Raw genomic sequence first — 26,086 nt, 5'->3', positions numbered from 1 at the left:
TACGAAAATCCGAGGGATAGAGTTGAGGATTTAATGCTAAATATTTGTGAATTTTTTACTATTATCTTCTGCCTTTTATTAGAGCATAAATTGCATTTATAAAGAATAAAATCTGAGTGATGATTATTATAAATGAAGTTATAAATATTCCCCAATTTATTCTTTCATTAAAATGCATATCATCTAAAAGAGTTTCAAAATCTCCCGGAGCTGTTTCCCTAATAAGCAGAAAAAAACTGGCTATTGAACAATAACCTCCTATCGAAATAATTACATGGGCAATCGTCATCCATTTTATCAATGATAAATTAAATCTTATCAGAGCAAAATAAATTAGTCCTAAAGCGCCATAAATAAACGATGAAAGTAAAGCAAAATCTAAATAAGAAATAACCAAATAGGTATCATGAATATTGATATCCAACATCTCTTTAATATTTATAAACCCAATTATTAAAAGAATCGTTATAAAGGCTAAAAATAAAAAATAAGGTTTGCTGTAAATATATTTTATCATACTATCCAATTTCCAACAACACATTATATTTATCTAAACTAGCCAAATCTTCGATAGAATTCACTTTTGCTTCTTTGGCATGTTCTTCTATTTCTTTTTTGGTTTCAATTTGTTTGATACATTTTCTAAAACGGCGTACTTCATCCAAATTGGTTAAAATTAGTCCCGGAACCTGAACACTTTTACCTTCCTTGTCTTTCGCAACCATAGTGAAATAGGATGAATTGCAATGTTTGACAGCCCCGGTCTGAATGTTCTCTGCCTCAACACGAATACCTACAATCATAGAACTCCGACCCACATAATTTACTGATGCTTTCATTGTAACCAACTCGCCTACTTCAATAGGTTTTAAAAAGTTTACCGTATCAACAGAAGCCGTTACACAATAATTCCCGCAAAATTTTGAAGCACAGGCAAAAGCAATCTGATCCAGCAATTGCAAAACATATCCTCCATGAATTTTACCGCTAAAATTGGTATGTGACGGAAGCATTAATTCTGAAATACTTATTTTCGATGAAGAAACGGGTTTGAAATCTGTAGTCATATTATAATTATTTGTATTTAAAAGGAGAATTTTCTTTTTGGACAGCTGTGATAAAAAATTGGGTATCACCCCACCAGCTAAAGGTTTTATATCTTTCGACATACGTGAGTTTTACATATTGACCTTGCAACTCATTCAAGTCATCAATCACTTTTTTATCACTGTCTAAAACAGAGAAACGAAATATTTGCGAACCGGAAACGCCCTGGCTCAACTCGCCTTCCCATGTTTTCATCATAACTCCTTTATGGCTCAACTTAATTAATTCACCTGAACGATAACCTTCGCTATAAGGCACATAATAAATAAATGCAAAATATATTGTTCCAATCAACACACAAGCAACGGCAATAATCATTAAAATTCTTTTCATACTGTTTTTAATTTAAAGATTGGTTTTCATCAGTATTGTTTGAAGCTCTTGTAATAATATTTTCAGGAAGTGATTTTTTGGCTTTCGCTCCCATTTTTTTTAACTTTTCAACACTCGAAATCAGGTTTCCTTTCCCGTCAACAAGTTTGTTCATTGCATTTTCATATTCGGTTTTGGTATCTTTTATTTTATTTCCAATTTTTACTAAATCAGCTACAAAACCTTCAAACTTATCATACAATGCTCCGGCCTGACGTGCAATCTCAAAAGCATTTTCCTGTTGCTTCTGGTTGGCCCACATACTATCAATCGTTCGTAAAGTTGCCAATAAGGTAGTTGGTGTTACAATAACAATGTTTTTCTCAAAAGCTTTATTGTACAAATTAGAATCCTGATTTAAAGCAATGGCAAAAGCGGGTTCAATAGGAATAAAAAGCAAAACAAAATCCGGACTTTCAATTTGATACAGATCATGATAGTTCTTGCTCCCTAATTGCTCGACATGCCGTTTGATGGAGTTGACATGTTCTTTTAAAAGATCAGCTTTAAGAAATTCCTCTTCTTCATTAATCCATTTTTCATAAGCGGTTAGCGATACTTTTGAGTCGACAATCATTTTTTTTCCGTCGGGAAGATTAATGACTACATCAGGAAAAACACGATTCCCTTCATTATTGGTAAAACTTTGCTGAACTTCATATTCCCTTCCTTTTTCCAGTCCTGATTTTTCCAAAACACGTTCTAAAACCAGTTCGCCCCAATTACCCTGCATTTTGCTGTCTCCTTTCAGCGCCCTGGTCAAATTTAAAGTCTCTTTGCTCATCTGAATATTCATTTCGCTCAAACCTAAAATCTGCTGGCGCAAAGCTGCGTGGTAATCGATACTTTCTTTATGAGTTTGTTCTACTTTTTGCTCAAAACCCTGAATTTTATCCTGCAGAGGCAACAGGATATTTTTCATATTTACGGAATTCTGCTCAGTAAATTTTGCTGATTTTTCTTCGAGGATTTTATTGGCTAAATTTTCGAATTCTTTAGTAAATTTTTCCTGCAGTGCTGTTATTTCTGCTTTTTGTTCTTTGTGGCGTTCCCATAAATTTTCAAAATCAGCTTCTTTTTTTGATAGCTGAATTGCTAAACTATCTTTCTCATTTCGAATATTTTCTTTCTCTGAATGGATTAAATGAAGCTGTTTTTCAAAACTGTTCTTTTCGTTTAGAAATTGTTCTCTCTGCAATAGAAATTGCGAATTTGCTCCATTAAGTTTTTCATTCAAACTTACTTTCTCTGATTCAAATTTAGCCGAAGACAAAACTCTGCCCAAGTAAATGCCCAGGAATAAAGCCAAAACGAAAACCATCAGAAACGGAACAAAATCGAACATAAACACGTAAATTTTTAAGTAAAAGTACGCAATAATACGTAGTTCTTATTCTTTACAATTAATATTTCATGAATTAGTATCTAATCTAAATTAAATAAACAATTCAGTCATCTAAAAAAATTCAACGCAACCATTTTAAAACAATTACATCTACTAAATATAAACCTAATAATAAAATTCATGAAAAAGTTAATGTTAAGCTTATTTATAGCTTTTGGATTCAGTGCGTGTTCACTGAATGATGATTTACCTCAAGATACGTGTGGAACATATACTAACGTTTCATTTACCGGCTTTCCTCTTTCCTGCAACTATACAATTAAAGAGGCCTTACCCAATCCTGCAGCTATAATTGTAAATAGCCAGGAAAAACTGAATCAGTATTTCACACAACATGCTAATTCATGTACTGTTGCCAGTGATCCAAATATTAATTTCACTAATAACTTTTTGATTGGACTTTATTCTGGTCAAAAATCAACCACAGGTTACGGTATAAAAATCACTTCGATTGTAGAAAACAATTGCCAGATTGTTGTTAATTTTTATGAGCACGGACCACAAAGCGGAGAGACCACTAGTCCAACTGCAACCTATCCTGCTGATTATGTTTTGATTCCTAAAACGACAAAACCTATTTATTTTAACAAAACTACAGAAAACAAAGACAATATTGTTATTGGAACTTTTGGCAGTGTTAATGACTTTTTCCAACTAAATGATTACAATATTCTTAAATATCTAAATGTAGCCACCGGAATTTATGAATTTGGACAATATAAATATACTGCTACAATAAAAAGGGGTGAATACACGTTGTTCCTGAAAAGTGTCCCAACTGAAATCTTAAACTTAAAAGGCCAAACCAAAACCTACGGATCTCCAGACCCGGCAAATCAGGGTGGTGTTTATTTTGAATTACACCAAGGTGCCAGTACAACAAAAATCTATATCGACAATACTGATACAGCAGATCAAAGTACAGAAGTGAAAGCTTTCAAGAAGGCAATTAAAGACAAAATTGTACTCTTAAAAATTTAAACAAATCATGACAAAAAAACTATTCCTTTTTATTGTACTTATCATTTTTACAACTTCTTATTCATTTGAAGTTAACACAACTAAAACCAATCCCATTATTGATACGTGGGTCTGGAAAAAAACGATTGGCGGAGAAAATAATCCATATGTTTCTACTCCTAAAACAATAGGATTCAATAAAAAAATAGTTTTTACCAATGATGGAAAAATCATCACTTACAAAGATGATGTTGAGATTCGCAACAGTACGTATGAAATCAAAAAAGGGATCAGTTTTTTTGACCAGTCAGAAAAGGATCTGATCTCTTTTGAAGGCAAAACATACATTATAGAAAACCTTGATAATCAAAACTTAACAATCATAAGTAATGACTCTGATGGTACACGTACTATCTATAAAAAATAGGTTAAGAGTCTAAAAAAAGTTATTTTTGCCTAAACCAAACAACCCCTCTTTTTGAAAGACGATTTAGACATATACATTAAACAATGCATACAGAATGACAGAGCAGGACAACTGAAAATTTATCAGTTGTTCTCTCCTGTTTTGTATGGTATTTGCTTAAAATATATGAAAAATGAAGACGATGCCAAAGATGTTTTTCAAGAGGCGTTTGTTATTGTTTTTCAAAAAATCCATCAATATAAATTTGAAGGCAGTTTTGAAGGTTGGCTGAAACGAATTTTTATCAATAAACTAATCGAAACTTTAAATAAGAAAAAAAAAGAAAGTTTCTTTTTGGATGTTTTTGATCCTGATACCGATTTTGTGGAAGAAGAGGAATTAGAAATTATTCCGATAGCACAAGAAAAATTACTCGAATATATCCGGGACTTACCTGATCAATACCGCATGGTTTTTAACTTATATGTTTTTGAAAAAATGAAACATAGAGAGATTGCAGAACAACTCAAAATTTCAGAAGGCACTTCTAAATCAAATTTAAACAGGGCCAAAAGAATTTTACAAAAAAGAATTTTGAGTATTAAAAATTTTAAAACAGCATGAAAAAGCAGAAAATAGAAGATATTTTTTCATCAATGGAAAATTTTTCGAGTGTCCCACCACCCGAATTATGGAATAAAATTGAAGAAGAACTTGATAAACCCAAAAAGAAAAAAAGAGCAATTCTTTGGTGGTCTGCTGCTGCATGCCTTTTACTAGGGCTATTGCTTCCTTCTGTTTTACGTTTTAATTCTGATTCAGGAATTGAAACAATAAATAAAGAATCGATAGAAAAAAACGTTGTTCTTGACGAAAACAAACAAAACGCAGAGAGTAACAAAAAAATAGGTACTGAAGAAAATAATGCAGAAAAAAAGGCTGATGTTGTTGAAAATTCATCTTTAGAAAATACCGTAAAAGAATCTAATAATCCTCAAAACAACAATCCATATAGAACAACAATTACTCCTAAAAATTTCAGTACTAAAATCAATTCCGGTATTTCTGACCAGAAATCAAAAAATACAACAAAAAATACAAATCAGGCTGTGGCTGAAAAAACATTCACAGCAGGAAAACAAAATTCGTTCAATTCTTTTTCAAACAATCAGGCTTTAAAAGCTGAAAAAAGAAATGAAAATCAGGATCTGGCTGAAAAAACATTCACAGCAGGAAAACAAAACTCTTTCAATTCTTTTTCAAACAATCAGGCTTTACAAACTGAAAAAAGAAATAAAAATCAGGCTGTAGCTGAAAAAACATTTACAGCAGGAAAACAAAACTCTTTCAATTCTTTTTCAAATAATGAAGCTTTACAAGCTGAAAAAAGAAATGAAATTCAACCCGTAGCTGAAAAAACATTTACAACAGGAAAACAAAATTCGTTCAATTCTTTTTCAAACAATCAGGCTTTACAAACTGAAAAAAGAAATGAAAATCAGGCTGTGGCTGAAAAAACATTTACAACAGGAAAACAAAACTCTTCCAATTCTTATTCAAATAATGAAGCTTTACAAGCTGAAAAAAGAAATGAAAATCAAGCCGTAGCTGAAAAAACATTTACAACAGGAAAACAAAATTCGTTCAATTCTTATTCAAACAATCAGGCTTTACAAACTGAAAAAAGAAATGAAAATCAGGCTGTGGCTGAAAAAACATTTACAGCAGGAAAACAAAATTCGTTCAATTCTTTTTCAAATAATGAAGCTTTACAAGCTGAAAAAAGAAATGAAAATCAGGCTGTGGCTGAAAAAACATTCACAGCAGGAAAACAAAATTCGTTCAATTCTTTTTCAAACAATCAGGTACCAAACTCTATTTTTGAAGAAAAATTAGCTTCAAAAAACAATGCTGTTACTGTTTTAAACTCTTCTAATTTAATTTCAGAAAAGAAACAAAATACAACAAAAGAAGTTTCAAACGAAGCCCTAACAACAAAAACAATTGTTGCTGAAAATAATCAAAATAAAAATTCTGAATATACTAATTTGTTAACCAAAGTGGATTCTCTTCAATTAGTAGAATTACAAAATTTAGAAAAGGGAATTGTAGAAGTTAAAACTGAAAAAGACAAAGAAAGTAAATCTATTCCTAATTCTGAAAAATGGTCATTGGACGTTTTTGCAGGAGTTGCAAATTCTCAAAATTACGGTAAGCAAAAGACTTTAGGAAATGTTAACGAATCCAAACAAACGAACTCATATGGAGTAAAGACAAATTACAAACTCAATAAAAAATGGGCTGTAAGTTCTGGTTTAAAAATTAATGAATTAGGTCAAAGTATCGCTAATGTTTCTTATTACCAAACATCTGAAATAGCTTCATATCCTGCAATAAGCGACTATTTAATTCAGAGTCCTGCAGTAGTTGCGCCAAAGATAACAACCAACTCCAGCTATGTTTTTGTTTCAAAAAATACTCAAAACGCTTTAAAAAGCGATAATACAGAAAATGGGAATATCGAACAGAGTTTAAAATATATTGAGATGCCCCTTGAAGTTTCTTATGCTATTTTTAGCAAAAGCAAAACCAGTTTAAGTCTAAATACGGGTGGTTTTGTAGGGAAATTAATTTCAAACAATGTGACCTTAAACGGAGATTCAATAGGTGATAATTTAAATGCCAGTGACTTTGTTTACGGAACTTTACTAAGCAGTACTTTACAATATCGTTTATACAAAAAGACAAATGTTTTTGTTCAGCCTGGTATGAATTACTACATCAATCCATTAACCAAACAAACTTTTAATCAATTTCAGTGGGCATTTAATTTTGGTTTGAATGTTTCGTTTTAAATCAAGATACTAAATTATGAAAATTCCGGACAGTTGGATTAATCTGAAAACATTTCCAGATGATTTAATTTTGACTAAAGAACTGGTTTACGATTATTGCAATTTAGAATGTACACAACCTCAACCAGAAGCAGAAAGTACTGAATATAGTGCTTATCGTTTTGAGATTAATAAAAAGACAATCTGCTATAGAGAAGCTAAAATTACTCCAACAAAGACGGGGCAATTTGTCACTTTGTGGAAACGCAATATATCAGGAACCATTGAACCCTTTGACTTTTCGGACACAATAGATTTTGTAATTATTAGTGTGCGAAAAGAAAATAGTTTTGGGCAATTTATTTTCCCCAAAGCTATTTTGCTAGAGAAAGGGATTTTTTCTACGGCAACTAAAGAAGGCAAAAGAGCTACGAGAGTTTATCCGCCTTGGGATGTTACTACAAGCAAACAGGCTCAAAAAACACAAAAGTGGCAATTGGATTATTTTTTAGAAATAACAAAAGATGAAACTATTGATTTGAAAGCTAAAGAATTACGGGATAAACTGAGTCGGTTATTATTTCAAATTTAACTTGATGCTTTTTTAACAAATTAATATTTTCCGGCAAGGTCTTTTTTTTCGATATTGCGGGTATGCATTATTCGCAAATAGGAAGATATAAAGAAAAAGGGGCAACACCTTCTGCCAATATTATAGCAAAGATTTCTAACGCGCTAGGTGTATCTTCTGATTTTTTAATGAGTGAAGTTCTGATGATTTAGCAGATAGTTCGATAACAGATAAAGAACTGTTTAACCAATTTAAAGCCATCGAAAAAATACAGGAAAATGATAGATCTATCATTAAAATTCTAATTGATGCCTTTATCACAAAAAAGAAAATTCAGCAATTAGCGCAATAAAAAGCTTCGCTATAAACACAAAAGCCTAGCAATTTTCTAGTTTTTTGTGTTTATTCTTTGTGGGTACGAGTGAGACACTCGCACTAGCAGTTGTAATTATTTCTGCTCGGACCAGCTGGGCTAGCATCTTTGCTCATTTTAGTTCTTTTTAAGGCAATATTAAAACAATAAAGAAGAGCATTACTGCACTTCTTTATCTTATTTTTTGCTAATAATAATTCTATTTCAACATGTTATAAATTTAAATTCTCATATCACTAACTCTGAAACACTACCATCTGAGATATTACCCATTGTTTTTACTGTAAATTTCAAGAAAAACAGTTAAAAACCAAAGAAAACCAATAAAAGCAATACTAATTCCAAAAATTTTTCTTTTAAATTTAAAAAATTCGACTAAACCTAATAATATTAATAATGGAAAACTTAACCAAACTTGAATATAATAATGATATGGTATTAAAGGTAAATTTTTTAAATTAATATAAGTTTTAGCTACATAAACTATAATTGGATACAAAAGAATGCAACATAAAAAAACAATAATAAACTCAATAACATTTTTTTTTACTAATCTCATAACTTTAAATTAATTATTTAATTCTTTTAGAATTTGTTGAATCACAGCTTTAAAGGCTACCTCATCAATTTTTCCATGTTCATTTGTAATTTTAGTTAAATCGACATTAACTCCATTTGTATTACTTTTTTTCTCTTTTTTATTTTCCGCTCCATGAGAACCTATTGCAGATGGATTAGTTTGAAAAATATTAATATATTTTTTAACATTTGAAGAAACAGTTCTATTAATATCATCTGACTCAGGACCAGCAGCCGTGTCAACAGTAACAAGTAAATCAATATTAATTTTATTTTTCCTCAATCTACTTGCAAGATGTGAAGCTAAAACACCTCCATAACTATAACCTTCTATTATGATTTTACCGCCTTCTACATCTTGTCCTTTATCCTTGTTATAGTTTGAAAGAATATAATCATATGCTCCTTGTGTTGCATCATCAAGACTTTCAGAATCTGAAAGACTCGTTCCCCAATATTTAGAAACAAAAGACTCAACCTTTCCACCCTTAGAATTACTATATAAAGATTGTAAATTTCTTTGAATTGCTAAAGCTCCACCTTTATCGTTATTCTTAAGAATATCTCCACCACCAAAGACAACTACTACATCTCCTGGGTCTTTTCCTTTAATATCTATATATTTTATAGGATTATTAAAAACATATGAATATGGACTTATAGATTCATATTTTTCAATATGTGGATCAATGTTTATCCATCGTCCTAATGCAGGGTCATAATTACGTGCTCCATAATCATACATGTGAAGTCCTAGCTCGTCTTGAAGTTCTTTTCCATTGTACTTATACTTCAAAGCAGGATGGGTTGAATTAACTACATTATTATTCTTATGCTTTAACCCAAACGGATAATAATTGTTTTCCTCCAGAATTTCAGAACCTGCGATTGTTCCATCGTTATTTGAATCGCTATAACTCAATCGTACATTCCCTAAATGATCTTTGTATTGATAAATATAACTAAAAGTTCCTGAATTATACTCTACAAAACCTTCAGGTTGGGGGAAAAATTTTAATATATTGTTTTCATACTGAAATCCACTGGCATAATCGGTTGTCGTTCCTGAACTTACTATTTTACGCTGTTTTACACCTGTTGCATCATAAAAATAATCGATAGTTCCGTTGCCAAATGTTATTTTAACAGGAAGGTTGAGGTGGTTGTAGGCAATGGCTGTTATCCCTTTGTTTTTATCCAGAATCATATTGCCATTTGCATCATAGCTGTAGTCATCATCTGTATTATTCCCATCTTTAAAGCCTTCAGATCCATAGGCAGTATTAGCATTTTCCATTACTTTTATTAAGCGATTCCCTTCATTATAATAATACCTTAAAATATCCATATATCCTGAAACAAATACACCAGGAGTTGGCATATTACGGGTTAAATACATAATATTACCATTGCGATCATAACCAGAAATAATTTCTTCAAACTTATTATTCACAACATTATTTTCAGCATAAATCGCAGTTTTAAATCTATTCAACGCATCATAAGTATAATGATACTGTTTTAAGACAGAACTCACATTATTTGTTTTCCAGGAAGTACTGCTGATGTTGCCATTGTATAGTGGTTTATTTTGATAATAGGAAGCAAGAGATGGATTTACTAAAGTATTATAATTTAGCCCAAAACCAAATAAATCATTATCCTGATTCAGGTTATTGGGGTCGTTTATACTTTTGAGCCATCCCCTAATGTTGTAGGCATAATCTACTTTTTGTAGTCCCTGAATGGTTTTTCCGCCCACTTTCTTGCCGGATAATTGCCCTAATTCATCATAGGAATTGGCTACAATCATTTCTGGTGTGGTAGTCCCGTTAATGGCCTGTGTTTGCTTGGTGAGCCTTCCGGCTTGATCGTAGGTAAAGGCATCTACTATAGAAGTAGTAACCCCGTTTCGGAGGTGTGTAGAGGTGGTTTCCAACGTTTTGCCTACAAAATCGAATTGATTTTTTACCGTGCTGGTGGTCCCCAGATAATCATTTTTGGTATAGTTGTAAATAGCTCTGCTTTTAGTATCATAATAGGTCAGGCTGGTTATCCAGCTGGAAGTTCCTAAAACACGGACTTTGTTTCCAGTAGTCAGACCTTTGGCATTGGTAATTGGGGTAATAGTATAGGATATTGCTGAACCGCCGCCGTTTAAATCAAAATCATAATTATCGTAATAATTAATCGTCAGCAGATTAATGTCAGTTGGGTTTGGAAAAGCATTGTTGCTATAATATACAGTAGTGCCATTGATGGTGTTCACTGCCTGTTTCGTTTCCGATAAGGTGGTACCGGCATCTGCCAAAAGTTGCACATCAGCACGAGTTGTTTTTACAGTATTTATATATTCACCGGTATAAACAGGTCTATTAAAGACATCATATTTGGTAAAGATCCATTTTTTGAAAGTTTTTAAATTGGCATCCTGTGTTAAAACCGGCCTGTTCAGTTTATCATATACAATGTATTCCCATTCCTTGCCCGGAAGCTTCTTTTCTATAAGCCGGTTGCGTTTGTCATAACGGTATTGATAAATCAAATCATTTAAAGTGGTTCTGTCCAATGCCAAGGGAGTATAAAGAGCCTGTAAACCGGAAAGACTTTTTGTCATTTCACAATATAAATAACCATACTCATCTGGATAAACGCCAACGCCGGGTGTTGGAGTACAATACAAACTGCCATTCTGAATAGAAGCAACGCCTCCCACTACTAAGTTTCCGTTTACGTCCAGCACCATAATATTGCCTAAAATCATATCGGGTAAGGCAGGAGAGAAATCCAAATCAGCAATTTTTCCGGATATCAATGAAGAGCCTGGAGTAAAACCAGATGAAACCAGATAAAAATATATGGAATTGTCATTGTTATGAGATAAACTAAGTTCAACAAATTGATCATCAGTAAAAAAATGAAGATCCTCAAAATCGCTATCACTATAAAAATATTGATCTTCATACCCCTGTGTTATGGAATAATAGGTAAAAACTTTAGGAGGCAATACATAAGTTAGGTTCCCATAATCGTCATATACATAATAAGTGTCATGCCATTTACCGGCATCGAAAGTACGTTTTAAAACCACATGTTCTTCTTTGTCTTTAAATTCTACTGTAGTATAATCATCAGGATTAGTTTGGTTTGCCTGCCAGTTCTCATCCTTGGTAATGGTTTTGTATAATTGGGATGGAGCATAAATACCTTCATCTTCCAAATAAGGATTCTCCGTATTGCCGCCAATAAAAGAAACACCAAAACGTCTTACCAGATCAGCATTTGTATTGGCTTGGTAGTCCAGTCTTATCTCATGGCCATTCCCTAATTTCCAGTCCTCTCCCGGAGCTGCTTGCTTCAGCACCCTGTTAAGTGGAGAGGCTTCAAATTCTTTTTGAGAAAAAGGGTTGGTGGTGTTTTCGTATTTCGCCGTATTATAAAATGTACCAACCTCCGTTAGTGCCGTAGTTTTATAATCGAGTGAAGCAGTGGCAGTAGGTACATAAGGCAGATAGTCTTTTACCTGACGGCCAAAGGCATCATACTCAACAGGTGTCACTATATCTTTTCCTGTACCGGATTGCTGATGTGCCACTTGTTGGATAGGCCTTCCCAAGCCATCAAAATAGGTGATGTTCTGATTTGCTTGTGTAATATTTGGTACTGAAATAGCTGTCTGGGTCGGTACTTTATAAGTTGTTGTTTTTATATAATTCTGAGTGACCGTCTGGCTTATTACCAATATTGGAAATAAAACCAAAAGCAGGTTTAGTATTTTTTTCATCTTTACTTTAAAGTCTTATTGTTTGTAATGGTATTGGTTCTCAGTAAGTATGTTTCCGTCCTTATCTTTTATAAATTCAAGTCTGCCAAAATTATCATAAGAATACGTTGTGGTATATCCCTTAGGATCTGTAGTAGTACTTACACCTACAAGAGGAATATAAGTATAGGTGGTTACCATAGCAGCCGGCAAACTTGTCCTGATTTTATTTAAAACAGTAATCATTGCTCCCTGATCATATGTTCCGTTCTTAATATTGTTTAATTCTGCTGAAGTTAAAGCAGCTTCCACTGCGGACAACGAACTATTTTTAACTTCTGCTACCGGATATTGCTCATTATAACCCCAAACATAAACTGTTGTGGCACCATCGGTTTGCTTGTATTCAGTAAGGTTTCCGTATTTTCCATAACCTGTAAAATCTATCTTTTTTTCATAACTTGTTGAACCACCTTTTATGGTTTTAATGTTTTTAGGCAAATACATGTTCTTAGAAACATTATTTTCATCCAGATAAGATATGATTTCAAAATTATTAATAGTTCCTTGTACTACATTTCCATCAACAGTAGTTTCAGATTGGATCACAGGGTTAACAACATTAGCTGCTATTATGCTTGAGATAGTTGCTGCTGGAGTTTCATCTATACCTGATTGTAAATCTTGTGGATATTTGTTTTTAGATATTATTGTTTCCCCATTACTGTTAGTAGTTGTTGTTTTGGTTATATTTTTATGCAAGACATTTTCAAAGTCATAATTTGTTGTTGTAATGACAGGATTCTGTCCATTAAGATCATAAACTGTTTCTATAGTCTTTTCAGGATGCCACCACTCAGAGTAAATTCTATAGTAATTTATAAATCTATTAGGTTCCGGTTGATAACTAGGAGGATTTTTTAGCAAAGTTCTCACATTAATTCCTTTAATCATCTTTGATGAAGCTTGATCTTTTACATATTTATTTTCGATGGATTTTAAAAGAATATCATTAGTATTAAAATATTCCTCCTTTATTAAATCACCATTATCCATATGAGTTATTACAGGCATACCCGGAACATCATAAAATCCACTGTCATCAGGATTATTTGAATAGGTGTACGTAGATCTTCCCATCTTATTTCCTAATTGATCTTCATCTGAAACAGATACCTGTGTATAGCCTACATGATTTCCCTGCGCAGATGAACTCAACGGTGTATTATTATCAGAAGAACGTACAATTACTTTTGTCCAATCGTTACCAAAAGATATATTATATGGATCATAATAATTTCGATTTCCCCCATCTAAATAAAAATGCTGAATATCACTCATTGCAATTCCTGAAGTCCAAGTGTTTGGATGAAAATTATACTCATAAACTCTGCTCAATTTGACTTTTCCATCTGTATCTAAACTTTCCTGTTTTGCGATTCTTAACCCTCCGCCAATTATTGTGCCTGTTCTAAATGTCTCAGCAAACTTAACAGTCATAAAAATTGTTACCAAACCTGTTGGAGCTTTAGTATTTGCTTTAATTGAATAACTACCTGGTGGCAAAACCAACTGAATGTTTGAATTAAAATTACTTATGTTTGGATTAAAACGAATTACATCAATATTACGACCATTAGCTTGTATCAAGGCTTTAACATTTGCCAATGTGCTTGCAGATCCAGAAGTCGTAATTCTGCAATCAATTTTAACAATGGTATATTCGCTTAAATTAAAACTGCTTATTTCATCATCTGCGGTATCTCCATCGTGCCATACTGAATATGATCTGTACTCATATTTTAAAGGATCCTGATCAATGTTTGGATCATAGCTATTTGGCTCGTAAGTAAATCTCGTACTTCCTCCTGTGGGATAAGTAATTTTGTTCAAAATCCCTGCCTGCATTTGTACTTCATCAGCTTCTCTATTAGCACCATTTAAAAAAGGAAAATAAGTAGAGCCAATTGTTGGACTAACAATTGCCTGAAAAGGCAAAAAACTTTGGTACTTCTTTTTATATTCATTTGCATTCTCACTTTGTATTATAACAGTATTGCGTATATAATCATATGCAGGAGAATCATTCTTATATAACTTTTGTGTTACATCTTCGTAATATTGGATATGATCATTATCAAATCCATTATGGTATCCCCAATGATCAACATTAGCAGAGGTCTTGGCTGGAAGGATAACTGAATTATACGTAAAAGTGAAGGGTTGATTTTTTTTGTATGCATTAGACGACTTATCATAAAATAATTCCTGTACAGTATTTAATTTGAGTCTCCAATAATTTTCTTTATTTTTCCCTACGATATTTTCGTTAAAATATGAATAATCAAATGCTACTTTTTTAACTGATTCTCCATTTAAATCAAATACTTCAATAGAATTTAATTTTTGAGATTTTGGAGATAGCGTTCCAAAATGATTATTTTGACGAAGGTCTTCTCTATCACTTGTAGTGAAATCAATGTACCCATTTTTAAATGTTATTTTTTTTAAGTTTATATCTGAAGCCGATGACATGCCAACAGATATGTTGTATTTCTTTTCTGAAAAACTCCCATACCACAAATTTTCATTTTCAAAAGGTTTGATAAGAGTATTACCATAATAACTCTCTTGTTCATAAAAATTTAATTGCGTTATACTCCGGCGTCCTAATGCATCATCATATTCGAAATTTAATATATCACCTTTCGGAGTGATTATTTTATTAATATACCAAGCTGATATATATTCATCGAAATTAACATTGGGATCTAATCTGGAAAATCTCTCTTCACGTTCCTGATGATTTACCAGATAAGATGCCGAACCACTATTATCGGAAGCGCTATAACTACGTGATACTTCTGTCACATTAAAATAATACTTCCAGCCATTACCATCAGTCACTTCCCACTCTTTTTTGTCTGAATCATAGACAAATGTAGTATTTGTTTGTTTTAGAGGTATGCCTTTGATTTTGTTCGTACCCGACTGCTTTTTATCGAAAATCATTTTTCCTGATTCTCCTAAAAAATTATAATAAAACATATCTGGCTTTCCATCTCTTAGCCCCATTTGAATTTCTCTATAGTCATAAAAATATTGCCATGTATCTCCATAAATGGCAATATCACTTTGTGTAGAAGGCAATTCATTAACTATAGTATATCCATAAAAAGGTTTTAAGTCATCTACACCATTTACTGACCTTGAAATAACACCACCTGCATTTAATGCCCAGCCCAAACCGACATTGCTTGCTTCCTGAGAGACCTTTACACCAGAAGCATGATAACTTAATGAAATAGGTAATTCTATCTCACCTGATTTTATTTCATACAGAGGTATAGATATGTTGGGAACTCCAGTGTAATTATTCGTTGGAACATTTGCATATTGCGCCAGAGCAGAAGCATTAGGTGACGGCGGCATGACTTTTGGTGCATTTTGTGAAAAAACAATACTTAAGCTGAAGAGTGGCAAAATTTTTGATAGTATCTGTCTTTTCATATGATTTGTTATATTCTTTTTTTATTAGTTATAAATATTGAGCCAATATTAACACATTATTTCTTGTTTAATATTTACATCAGATTAACTAATTATTATTAAAATAAAAACATAAATATGCTATATAAAAATGGAAGCAAGAATAAATATGCATCTTTTATCTTCATTTTATCCTCTGAAACTGTGCCGAAAAAGCATATTGTAGAATAACATCATTATGGCAACTTTGCCCTTTAGCAATCATTATTAATCTCTTTTGATTTTTTAAAAAAATTTCAATTTTAATCATGTTTTTATAGTGATTTAGATTACAAAAAAACAGGCAGCTCAATCGAACTGCCTGTTTTAGTTTTATTATTTGTCGTTTTATTATTTTATAATCTTTCCTTTACACACTACTTTATTATTTTCTGTCAAAGTATAAATATAAATTCCTTTTTGTAAATGGCTTACCGGAATTGATGTTGTTGTTATATCCTGACCAGCTGTAACATTCGACGGATTGTTTACCAAACGTCCGTTAAGATCATAGATTCTGAATTTCAGATTCTTATCTATATTGCTTTTCACTGAAATATTAAAAACATCTGTTGCAGGATTAGGAAATACTTTTACAGCAAATCCTTTATTCGTTTCAAAATCAATTGTACCCAGATTATCTTCTTTCAATTCAAAGCGTGCAATTACAGGTCCATGGTCAGAAGTGTTCGTTGTATAGTTTGCAATGTCTGTACGCGGATCATATACAGCAATAGAATTTGCAATATATTCATCTGTCAATTCATTAGAAATGATAATGTGATCTAAAAACCCGCCAGAACTTAAAAAACTATAAGTACCCGCCTGACTGATTCCCAAAGTAAGTGCATTGTAATTACTGGTATCGGTAACAAATGCTTCGTAAGAGGAAGGATTTGGAGTAACAACAGATGCTTTCACATCATCATTAAAATCTCCTAAAATAATCAGATTAGAATTTGGATAATGAACATCCAGACTGTCTTTCAAAAATTGAGCATCATATTTACGCATATTATATCTTCCTATATCTGTTCCGCTATTCGCACGGGCATGAAGGTCAATCAGGTTAATCTCTTTTGTAACTCCGCCAATATTAGTTTCTATTTGTACCAGATATGGTAAACGTCCTGAAGAGAAAAAACTATCATCATTTCCGCCCGGATAACCAGATAAAGTTACTGTATTAGCACGCACATCATCATATAGTTCTTTAAACATTACACGAGTCTTTTTTACGGTTGTCGTTTGTGTATTATAAAGTACCACTAATTTTTGAGGAGGGAAATTCGGGTCGGCTGCATTAAATGAATACGACCATGATGTAGAAATTGATTTATCAAATGTTTTTCCGTTGATATTTATTTGTTTAATCAATTCATCAATTGACGGATCATCGGATACTTCCTGAACTACATACACATCTGCATTCAGTTTGTTCATTACTTTTGCCACATTTTCGATTTGCAAGGCATCATCTGTTGGGCCAAATTCAACATTATCAGTTCCTTTTACATCGGTACCAAAAAATTCTAAATTATAAGTTACCACATCAAAAGTTTCTGCTTTTGGAAGTGAAGATCCCGTTAAAGAACCTATCTGTTTGTTTAATGAAGTTCCTGTAACTGTTAGCGGGCCGGCAATTTTAAATTCTTTTACAGTCGGCGCAAATCTCGCATACAATGTTTTCCCTGCAAAAGCATCGGCTTCTGTCAAAATAATGCTGTTTTGGAATAAACTATTATCTACAGATATCTGATAACCTGCAGGTGCAATAATCGTTACATCTCCATATCCTTTGGCTTTAAAAGTAAAAGATTGCGAAGTCGAAATAGTGTTTTGATCTACAGTACCAAAATCTAAAACAGGGTTTGACGCTACATAAGCTGATTCGTTTACAATAGCGTAATCATCAAACGACCATTCTGAAGCATTTCCTGTACCACCGCCTATTGTTGTCTCATAAACCCATGCTACATAAGTATGACTAGTTTTAAAAGCTGATAAATCAATATATTGAGATTGAACATACGATCCTGTTGTAGTTGGAAAACTGCCATCAATTTCTGTCCATACTGCAGTTTCTGGGCTGCTTACTCCATCGTAATTCGTAGAAACCATTAATTTTAAAGCTGGTCCCGGATAGAACTTACGAGAATAAAAAGATAATAATGGTAATTTGTCAAAAGTATCTAAACGTAATTTTGGCGAAATTAACCAATCTTTGCTGGATCCTGCATCAGAATAGCCATTCATAAAAACCGCACCGGTTCCAGAATTTACATTTCTTGCTGTTGTGGTGTATGCCCATTTGTTTGCAGTTCCTGCTGCATCATATTGCGTCCAGCCACTGTTGCTTAACACATTTGGATCATCAAAATTTTGAACGTATGGATTGATTCCTCTTCCTTCTAAAGATAAATTTTTAATAACAGAAGTAGATTCATGTGTAATCTGTCCTGTAAAAGCACCCGCTAAATTTGGATTAAATCTTACATAAACCGTCTGTGAAGCATTTGAAGCAAAGTCAGCAGCAGCGTAAGTAAGCATTGAAGCAAATGTTACATTATCTTTTGAGATCGAAAAATTTGGTGTAACACTAACCGTTAAATCGCTCAAAAGATCCATTGCTTGAATTTGATAACTTTTAGATGCTGATTCTAAGTTTAATTCATTAGAACCTAAATCAAGAGCACCTACAGAAGTTGTTACTACTGGTAATGCAGTTGCTGTTGTTGTAACGTCTACTTTATTTACTGCTGTTTGTAAATTTCCATATTCATCCTCAGAAACAGAAAATACGCTGTAGGCAGTTGATAGCGTTAAACCAGCAATATTTTTCGTATAAGCCGATGAAGCATCTGCTATAGTTAAAAATCCTGCTTGTAAAGCAGCATTTCCGTTGGCATCTAATCCTGCTTTTACCTGAGCAGGAGTTGGAACTGTATTCCCGTCTGCAAGCAAAACATAATAAGTTTTTCCGATTTCATTCAACTTATCCGAAAAATCAAAATGAGTTGAGGATATATTAGCAGATTTTGGAAATCCGGTTTCGTTTACTGGCGCTGTGTGATCGCTGTTTACATCAATATTGTCAATTGCGAAAGAAGGACGAGAACCAGAACCTGAAAGTTGTCTTGCAATCCATCTAAGCTGCACGACTGGCTGATTATCACAATCTGAAGGCAATGTTACTTTTATAACTTGAGGATTTTGCGCCGAAGTATCTCCAGCTCCTATTTTTTGAGTTGAATTATTGACATAAACAGTAGTTGGCAAAGTTGTGAATGCTGCTGTTGTTCCGACTCTGTATTGTAATACGAACTCATTAACTCTAGTTGTTGCCGGGCTTCCTACTCCTGTTGGATTACGAATCACCATCGCATCATATTGAACTTGAATTCCGTAGAAATTAGTAGTTTCTAATGCAAGACCAATTGCCTGATCAAGGAAGCTTCCCGCATTTAAAATTCCTATTTTGTCATTAAAATTATAAACATCTCCAGAAGTAGAACTAGCAGAACCTGCAGTTAAACCTTTATTTCCTACTATAGTACCCGAGGTTGTAAAATTTGATGGAGTTGGTAAGCTTGAAGGAGTACTTGCAGACCAGCCTTGAATTCCTAAAGGAAAAGTTGTTCCTAAGCCTGTAAAATTCTGCTTATAAGGAAGTTTCTGCCCTTCCGGCATTGTCTGCGCATTTACACTTAAAGAAAAGCAATAAAAAAAACTTAAAAAAGCCATTAAATGGCGTACAGAGTAGATCTTTTTCATATTTAAAAAATAGAGTTTTTAGAAATCAAATTTATACCCTTTAAAGTTAAGGGAATATTATAAAACTATAAACTTAAATACACTAAACTTATAAACATTTCACATCAATAGCTAAAAAATTCGACAACTAATTAAATTATTCACAACCTTTCTTCAATTGAAATGATGATATTATTTTTTTAAGCCCCGCTATTTTTTTTTAACAAAAAACTCTAAACATAAAGCTATACCTACAATTATACTGCAAATAAGTAAAGCAAAAAAGACTGAATGAAAAACAGACAGTCTTTGTATTGTATAATGAAAGAATTTTAAAGAGTTATGTTTTAATTTCCCTCATCCAATTTCATATTTCCTCTGTCTTCATGACTTTCAGGATTTGAATTAGGATACCGATTTGGTGTAATATCCGAATTTCGGTCTTTGTTTTCGACTGTCTTTTTTGCTTCTTCTTCTGTAGAAACACCACGGTTTGCATTGGCATCCTCCATACTTGCATCACCTTTTACTTTTTGAATATCCTCGTTTTCATTTCGTGCCCTTTCTACTATTTGTTTATTTCCCTGCACATCCGTAACAACTTCTTTTTTTAAATTTGCATCCTCAGATTTGCCGTCGTGAGAAATATTTTTTCCTTTCGATTCGTCAATATTTTTTTGTACTCCATTTATCTTTTTAGAGCCTAAATTATTAGTTTCCATATCATTATTATTTAAAATTACTATTATAATATTACGAATTCTAAATTTTAAAACTAAACGATTTAACATTGCCTTTAGTTTATTATACGATTATTTTTAATGAAGATGAAACAAACTATCTTTGCAAAAAATTAAAAATGCACAGACACTTTATTCTTTTTAAACCTTATGGCTACCTCAGCCAATTTATTTATGAATTAAAAAGAAAGAAAAAGCTTTTAGGTGAATTGCATGATTTTCCGGAAGGGACAATGGCAATAGGAAGGCTCGATGAAGACTCTGAAGGTTTGCTTTTGCTGACTACAGACGGAAAAGTCAGCGAACAGATAAGAAGCAAGAAAGTAGACAAAGAATATTACGTTCAGGTTGACGGAATTATAACTCCCGAAGCCATTGAACAATTGCAGCAAGGTGTAGAAATTGGTTTTGAAGGAGTAAAATACAAAACAAAATCCTGTACCGCTTTTATCGTTACCGAAATTCCTGATTTTGGTCCAAGAGCCAAAAAGATCAGGGACGAACGTCATGGTCCAACCTCATGGGCTTCGATAACAGTTAATGAAGGAAAATTTCGTCAGGTTCGAAAAATGACCGCCGCAGTTGGTTTTCCTACTTTAAGACTTGTACGTGTTCGAATAGGAAATGTATATTTGCAAAACTTAAAAGCGGGTGAAGTTCGTGAGGTTGATCAATTAGAGAATTAGATGATGTGGCAATTAGCCAATTAGATAATTCCAAAAAAACTTATCACTTATAACTCAAAACTCAAAAAAAACATGCTAAACGTTGTTCTCGTAGAACCGGAAATACCAAACAATACCGGAAATATTGGCCGCTTGTGTGTAGGCACAGAAAGCAGACTGCATTTAATTCATCCGTTTGGATTTGTAATTAATGATAAAAATCTAAAACGTTCCGGCTTGGATTATTGGGTTCACCTTGACGTAACCGAATATCAAAATGTTGAAGAATGGATAGCACAGATTCCGGATCAATCCCGTGTGTTTTTAATGAGTTCACATTCTGATAAATCGTATTTGGAAAATGAATTTCAGGATGGTGACTGGCTGGTATTCGGGAAAGAAAGTGTTGGTTTGAGTAAGGAGTTTATGGCAAGATTCGAAAATCATTTGACTATTCCGATGTCTCCGCTTATTCGTTCTTTTAATATTGCTAATTCAGTTGCGTTTGTGGTTGGGGAAGCTAAGAGGCAGATTGGATTGAAGAAATTTAATCATTAAATCAACAAAATGTCTGAAAGAATAATATTTACATTCGAAATAATATTAATTGATTTTTTTGCAGCATATGGTTTAATCACAATTCTATATCTAATTCTTTCAATTTTCACAAAAAACCAACTTATTAAACAAGTTGATGAGCAATCTAATCGTTCTATTTCCTTTGTTGGAATTATTTATTTAATTGTATGGATGATTGCAACTATAACTGATTTAAACAGCATAGATGAAGAAAGTAAAGCTTCTCTACTCAGTAGAATGTTTGGAGAATATTGGTTTACAGTCTGGCTTCAGCCATTCCTTTGGTTTTCTATTACTCAATTATTACGATTTAAAGTAATCCGGAAAAATATTCTATTGAGATTAGTTTTTAGTATTTTACTAATTCTTTCAATAGAAAGAATAGTAATAATCATAACCTCTTTTCACAGGGATTATTTACCTAGTTCCTGGTCAATGTATTCAAGTATTTATCCTTCAAACATTTTCATTGAATTGCCGATGAGGATTTCTTTTTTCTTAGCTTTTGTTGGATTTTTTGTATTTATTAATCGAAAAATAAACGGGTGGAAATCAAAAAAAACTAACTCACAATAAACTTCCCTTTCTCTGCATCAAAAACAATATGTTCGTCTTTAAATAATGTTGCAAAACTTCCTTGTGAAATTAAATTGCAAGGTTCATCCTGTACTACCATTTCGGGCGTCATTATAATCATTTCGTCACTTAACTGAATTGCCAGATCAATGTCGTGTGTTGAAAACAAAATGCATTTTTGAGTTTCCTGTGTTAGCTTTTTCAGCAATTTGAACAGTGAAACTTTATGCAGTAAATCGAGATGTGTTGTAGGTTCGTCCAGAATAATCAAGGGCGTGTCCTGTGCCAGAGCTCTTGCAATTAAAACTTTTTGCAATTGACCATCACTTATTTCAAAATGCCTTTTTGTAGCTAAATGTTCTATTTGGGTTAATGCCATTGCCTGCCTTACTTTATCAATATCAGTTTCTGTTAAAGTTCCCACCCAATTGGTGTAAGGCTGACGGCCCAATGCCACCAATTCAAAGACTGAGAGATTACTTGGGGGCAGTTTTTCAGTTAAAACTAAACTTAGGCTTTGTGCTAAATCTAATGGTTTGTAGGTGTTTATATTTTTATCATTTAGAGAGACACTTCCTTCTAGTGCAGGCTGAATTCCTGTAATCGTTCTCAGTAAAGTTGACTTTCCTACTCCATTGGCTCCAATTAAAGCAACGAGTTTTCCCGAATCGAAAGTCAGATTTAAATCCTGGGCAATAGTCACAGCAACTTTCTTGATTTTGTAGCCAATACTTAAATTTGAAGTTGAGAGGATGGTGTTCATTTTTGCAATTGATTTAAACTAATTACTTAAAATTACTTTTTCGTACCAATAACCAAATCACAACTGGTGCCCCAATTATAGATGTAATAGCATTTATTGGAAGCGTCACATCAAAACCGGGCATTTGAGAAACTATATCACAAAATAGCACGATAATAGCTCCAAAAAGCAAAGTACTCCAAAACAAAATCATATGATTACTGGTTTGGAAAGTCAGTTTTGCAATATGCGGAACTGCAAGACCAATAAAAGCAATCGGACCTGCAAAAGCAGTGATACTTCCGGCTAGAATACTGGTCGCAAAAATGATTATTAATCTGGCTTTTTTAAAATTCAACCCCATGCTTTTTGCATAATTTTCTCCCAGTAGCAAAGCGTTCAAAGGCTTGATACTGCATGCACTTAAAACTAAGCCAAAAGACACACTAATAGCTAAAACAATGATTGATTTCCATGAAAGGTTTCCAAGATTTCCTAAGGACCAAAAAGTAAATTTCTGAAGCTGTTCAGCAGTACTAAAATAGGTCAAAACACTTACGATTGCTGTTGTAAAGCTTCCAAACATTAATCCAACGATCAAAATTGCAATTGTATCCCGTAATCGCTGTGAAACTAACAAAACCAAGAGTAAAACGAGTGTACTTCCTAAAGTCGAAGCCAAAACAATTCCGTATGATGATAATGCAATTATTTTCAAAAAGGGTGGCAAAAAGCCTGCCCCCAGAATTACAAAAGCTACACCCAAACTTGCACCTGAACTTAATCCTAAAACATACGGTCCTGCAAGCGGATTTCTAAACAAAGTCTGCATTAGCAAACCGCTTATTGAAAGTCCGGTTCCAACTAAAATGGCGGTAATGGCTTTTGGCAAACGATAATTAATAATGATATATTCCCAAGTCGATTTACTAGCCTCACCTCCTGTTAAACTTGCATAAACATCTTTAAACGGAATATTCACAGAACCCAAACTAATACTCGCAAAAAACATCAGAAGAAGTCCTAAAGCTAAAATGCTAAATAAAATCGTATTTCTTTTTCTGTTCGGCAATTTAATTCAGTTTAGTTGCAAAAGTAAACTCATAACCCGGCAATAAATCCGGATGAAAAATTTTAATATAATCTTTCAGAACCAAATCAGGCCTGCTTGGTGATAATTCATAATAAATAGTTCCGCCTGTAGCTCCAAACTTACTTTCTAAACAATAAACTGATTTGTTTTTAAAAGCATCAAATTCATTATAATGCGGATTTGCTTTTTGTAATTCGTCTAAAGTTTTAAAGGATCCTGAAACAATCCAGAAGTTTGCGGTTTTGGCTTTGTCCAAAACTTTTTCAAATGACAAGCCCTGGCTTCCGGTGCCTTCTAAATCTGACCATAAATAATTGGACTGAGCATCTTTCATAAATTTGGCAACCCAGCTGTTTCCTTTTGCCACATACCATACATCTTCATACATTGAACCGTACAAAACAGTAGAAGCTGCAGATTTTCCGGCTACTAATTTTTTTGCCTGATTATAACTTGTCACAATTTTATCGAATAATTCTTTTGCTTTGTCTTCTTTTCCAAATAAAGCTCCATAAAGTTTAATCCATTCCGCTTTGCCAAGTGGAGACTGCTCCATCCAATCAGCCTGAATGAGTACATTTAAGCCACTTTTTTTCAAATTATCCAGCATTGGATTATTATTGTCTACTCCAAAAGTCACAATCAAATCCGGTGACAATTCTATTAATTGTTCCATATTTAATTTTTCGTTCTGCCCCACATTTTTAACAGCACCTTTATCTATTAATGCTCTGGTTTTTTCAGAAGAAATATAATCTGTATGTGGAAACCCCGTCAGTTTATTTTCGACATCGAGCATTTCAAGAAACGGAATATTGGTTGTTGAAGTCACCACAACTGATTCCAAAGGCACTTTAATAGTTGTATAATTCTGCAGGCTGTCAGGCACTTCAGCATCTTTTTCTTTTAAAATATATTTAAAATTTTTATTGGCTTCCGGCCAGGGATTCGAAACTGTCACAACTGAATATCCTTCGTGTTTTACAATAGAAAGTCCGGAAGCATACTCGATAGTATTTTTAGGAATTTTAGAAGTTACAATTTGTTTGCTTTCATTTTTCTTACATCCTGTCAGTATAAAAAATGAGACAATAAAAATAAATTTAGAAAATAAATGTTTCATATGCATGTTATATTGTTTCAGGAAATATGGCATTATTATTGTCTGCTCCCAATAATGTCTTTATCAATAATGACAAAGGTAACGTAATTTATTATTTTTTTTACCCACCTTTATTCTTACAAATTTAGACAAACCAATTTTTAAATATTTATGAATAATATAAAAACGAAAGTTTGTTCAAGCTGTGAATCTTCCTTTAGCTGCGGTAATATTTCTCCTGAAAACAATTGCTGGTGCAATGACTTCCCCCCGATTTTTAATCTTTCAGAAGGAGGAGACTGTCTTTGTCCAGAATGTTTTAAAGAAGCATGTATCGACAAAATTGATGCCTATGTAGAAACTATTACTCCTAAAAAAGCACTTAAAAACAAAGCGATATGCTTACCAAAAACTGAAAAACTAATTGAAGACATTGATTATTACATTGAAAATGGCAATTATGTTTTTAAAACATGGTTTCATTTAAAAAGAGGAACCTGTTGCGGTAATGCCTGTCGTCATTGTCCTTATTAATTGTTAATTATAAATTGTTAGTTGTTAATGAAAAATAACATTGTAAAAGATAAAAGTTTTGATTTTGCTATTCGAATAGTTAAATTACATCAATATCTATGGATTGAGAAAAAAGAATTCACTCTCTCAAACAGCTCCTGCGATCCGAAACCAGTATTGGTGCTATGATAAGAGAAGCAGAGCATGCTGAAAGTAAAAATGATTTTATTCATAAATTTGCAATAGCTCAAAAAGAAGCCAATGAAACAATTTATTGGTTGGAACTTCTCAAAGCAACTGACTATTTAAATGAAAAAGAATTCGGGAACATTAACAATGATGCAATTACAATATTAAAATTAATAACCAGCATAATTAAAACTACTAAAAGCCAAGTTATGGCTAAGTAAGTTCTTTCTTAATTA

The 26,086-nt window shown here is 32.9% G+C and carries 22 protein-coding genes and 1 pseudogene; 11 read left to right on the top strand and 12 right to left on the bottom strand.

All coding sequences use genetic code 11. From position 1 onward, the window contains the following. Window positions 1-61: 61 nt before the first annotated feature. The 4 genes from FLACHUCJ7_RS12825 to rmuC are packed head-to-tail and all read right to left on the bottom strand — an operon-like array spanning window position 62 to window position 2,824. A complete protein-coding gene (locus tag FLACHUCJ7_RS12825) occupies window positions 62-517 on the bottom strand; it encodes a hypothetical protein (protein ID WP_078225951.1) in 456 nt (151 codons plus the stop codon). Between the two features lies 1 nt (window position 518). Then, a complete protein-coding gene (locus tag FLACHUCJ7_RS12820) occupies window positions 519-1,067 on the bottom strand; it encodes an acyl-CoA thioesterase (RefSeq protein WP_031457614.1) in 549 nt (182 codons plus the stop codon). A 7-nt stretch (window positions 1,068-1,074) separates the two neighbouring features. Continuing rightward, entirely contained in the window at window positions 1,075-1,440 is a 366-nt protein-coding gene (locus FLACHUCJ7_RS12815) for a 6-phosphogluconate dehydrogenase (RefSeq protein ID WP_078225950.1), read from the bottom strand. A 7-nt stretch (window positions 1,441-1,447) separates the two neighbouring features. Next, window positions 1,448-2,824 (bottom strand): DNA recombination protein RmuC, encoded by a 1,377-nt coding sequence (gene rmuC, locus FLACHUCJ7_RS12810; protein WP_180909154.1) that lies wholly within the window; start codon window positions 2,822-2,824, stop codon window positions 1,448-1,450. A 180-nt stretch (window positions 2,825-3,004) separates the two neighbouring features. Here rmuC and FLACHUCJ7_RS12805 point away from each other — a divergent pair, with 180 nt between their 5' ends. From FLACHUCJ7_RS12805 to FLACHUCJ7_RS25620, 6 genes are all read left to right on the top strand, one after another. Then, a complete protein-coding gene (locus FLACHUCJ7_RS12805; protein WP_078225948.1) occupies window positions 3,005-3,865 on the top strand; it encodes a protease complex subunit PrcB family protein in 861 nt (286 codons plus the stop codon). A gap of 7 nt (window positions 3,866-3,872) precedes the next feature. Further along, window positions 3,873-4,271, top strand: a complete 399-nt coding sequence (locus tag FLACHUCJ7_RS12800; RefSeq protein WP_180909153.1) for a hypothetical protein — start codon at window positions 3,873-3,875, stop codon at window positions 4,269-4,271. A 51-nt stretch (window positions 4,272-4,322) separates the two neighbouring features. Continuing rightward, a complete protein-coding gene (locus FLACHUCJ7_RS12795) occupies window positions 4,323-4,874 on the top strand; it encodes an RNA polymerase sigma factor (RefSeq protein WP_078225946.1) in 552 nt (183 codons plus the stop codon). Further along, on the top strand, window positions 4,871-7,105 hold the full coding sequence (locus tag FLACHUCJ7_RS12790; RefSeq protein ID WP_180909152.1) for a hypothetical protein: 2,235 nt from the start codon (window positions 4,871-4,873) through the stop codon (window positions 7,103-7,105). Before FLACHUCJ7_RS12795 ends, FLACHUCJ7_RS12790 begins: the two co-directional genes overlap by 4 nt. A 16-nt stretch (window positions 7,106-7,121) precedes the next feature. Beyond that, complete coding sequence (locus FLACHUCJ7_RS12785) at window positions 7,122-7,676, top strand: MepB family protein (RefSeq protein ID WP_180909151.1); 555 nt, start codon at window positions 7,122-7,124, stop codon at window positions 7,674-7,676. A gap of 62 nt (window positions 7,677-7,738) precedes the next feature. After that, window positions 7,739-7,867 carry a hypothetical protein gene (locus FLACHUCJ7_RS25620; protein WP_180909150.1) on the top strand — a complete coding sequence of 43 codons (129 nt, stop codon included), beginning with the start codon at window positions 7,739-7,741 and terminating at the stop codon, window positions 7,865-7,867. A 426-nt stretch (window positions 7,868-8,293) separates the two neighbouring features. Here FLACHUCJ7_RS25620 and FLACHUCJ7_RS12775 read toward each other — a convergent pair whose 3' ends face one another. The 5 genes from FLACHUCJ7_RS12775 to FLACHUCJ7_RS12755 form a co-directional block, all read right to left on the bottom strand. Next, window positions 8,294-8,587 (bottom strand): hypothetical protein, encoded by a 294-nt coding sequence (locus FLACHUCJ7_RS12775; protein WP_180909149.1) that lies wholly within the window; start codon window positions 8,585-8,587, stop codon window positions 8,294-8,296. A gap of 9 nt (window positions 8,588-8,596) precedes the next feature. Beyond that, complete coding sequence (locus FLACHUCJ7_RS12770; protein WP_180909148.1) at window positions 8,597-12,391, bottom strand: DUF6443 domain-containing protein; 3,795 nt, start codon at window positions 12,389-12,391, stop codon at window positions 8,597-8,599. A gap of 15 nt (window positions 12,392-12,406) precedes the next feature. After that, window positions 12,407-15,880: an RHS repeat protein gene (locus FLACHUCJ7_RS12765; RefSeq protein ID WP_180909147.1), complete on the bottom strand. Its 3,474-nt coding sequence runs from the start codon at window positions 15,878-15,880 to the stop codon at window positions 12,407-12,409. Window positions 15,881-16,249: 369 nt separating this feature from the next. After that, entirely contained in the window at window positions 16,250-19,672 is a 3,423-nt protein-coding gene (locus FLACHUCJ7_RS12760; RefSeq protein WP_180909146.1) for a T9SS-dependent choice-of-anchor J family protein, read from the bottom strand. Window positions 19,673-19,998: 326 nt separating this feature from the next. Continuing rightward, window positions 19,999-20,373 (bottom strand): hypothetical protein, encoded by a 375-nt coding sequence (locus FLACHUCJ7_RS12755; RefSeq protein ID WP_078227890.1) that lies wholly within the window; start codon window positions 20,371-20,373, stop codon window positions 19,999-20,001. Window positions 20,374-20,510: 137 nt separating this feature from the next. Here FLACHUCJ7_RS12755 and FLACHUCJ7_RS12750 point away from each other — a divergent pair, with 137 nt between their 5' ends. The 3 genes from FLACHUCJ7_RS12750 to FLACHUCJ7_RS12740 all read left to right on the top strand — a co-directional run bounded on the left by FLACHUCJ7_RS12750 (window position 20,511) and on the right by FLACHUCJ7_RS12740 (window position 22,211). Then, a complete protein-coding gene (locus tag FLACHUCJ7_RS12750; RefSeq protein WP_078227889.1) occupies window positions 20,511-21,077 on the top strand; it encodes a pseudouridine synthase in 567 nt (188 codons plus the stop codon). Window positions 21,078-21,149: 72 nt separating this feature from the next. Further along, window positions 21,150-21,614 (top strand): tRNA (cytidine(34)-2'-O)-methyltransferase, encoded by a 465-nt coding sequence (locus FLACHUCJ7_RS12745; RefSeq protein ID WP_180909145.1) that lies wholly within the window; start codon window positions 21,150-21,152, stop codon window positions 21,612-21,614. Window positions 21,615-21,623: 9 nt separating this feature from the next. Next, a complete protein-coding gene (locus FLACHUCJ7_RS12740; RefSeq protein WP_180909144.1) occupies window positions 21,624-22,211 on the top strand; it encodes a hypothetical protein in 588 nt (195 codons plus the stop codon). Here FLACHUCJ7_RS12740 and FLACHUCJ7_RS12735 read toward each other — a convergent pair. From FLACHUCJ7_RS12735 to FLACHUCJ7_RS12725, 3 genes are read right to left on the bottom strand one after another with little or no spacing between them, the layout of a single operon-like run. Continuing rightward, complete coding sequence (locus FLACHUCJ7_RS12735; RefSeq protein WP_180909143.1) at window positions 22,198-22,974, bottom strand: ABC transporter ATP-binding protein; 777 nt, start codon at window positions 22,972-22,974, stop codon at window positions 22,198-22,200. The two genes, FLACHUCJ7_RS12740 and FLACHUCJ7_RS12735, sit on opposite strands and share 14 nt — an antisense overlap. Window positions 22,975-22,996: 22 nt before the next feature. After that, on the bottom strand, window positions 22,997-24,025 hold the full coding sequence (locus FLACHUCJ7_RS12730) for a FecCD family ABC transporter permease (RefSeq protein ID WP_379782048.1): 1,029 nt from the start codon (window positions 24,023-24,025) through the stop codon (window positions 22,997-22,999). 1 nt (window position 24,026) lies between these two features. After that, the gene (locus tag FLACHUCJ7_RS12725; RefSeq protein ID WP_078225940.1) at window positions 24,027-25,169 is read right to left on the bottom strand and encodes an ABC transporter substrate-binding protein; all 1,143 of its coding nucleotides are present in this window, start codon (window positions 25,167-25,169) and stop codon (window positions 24,027-24,029) included. Between the two features lie 150 nt (window positions 25,170-25,319). Between FLACHUCJ7_RS12725 and FLACHUCJ7_RS12720 the strand changes: the two genes are divergently transcribed. Both FLACHUCJ7_RS12720 and FLACHUCJ7_RS12715 read left to right on the top strand, forming a co-directional pair. Next, a complete protein-coding gene (locus FLACHUCJ7_RS12720) occupies window positions 25,320-25,682 on the top strand; it encodes a DUF5522 domain-containing protein (protein ID WP_031457597.1) in 363 nt (120 codons plus the stop codon). 27 nt (window positions 25,683-25,709) lie between these two features. Next, window positions 25,710-26,071: pseudogene (locus FLACHUCJ7_RS12715) on the top strand (four helix bundle protein). Window positions 26,072-26,086 lie beyond the last annotated feature (15 nt).

Origin of the sequence: Flavobacterium salmonis (assembly GCF_903819435.1) — a bacterium.
Lineage (GTDB): Bacteria > Bacteroidota > Bacteroidia > Flavobacteriales > Flavobacteriaceae > Flavobacterium > Flavobacterium chungangense.
This window is presented reverse-complemented; position numbering and strand designations above follow the sequence as displayed.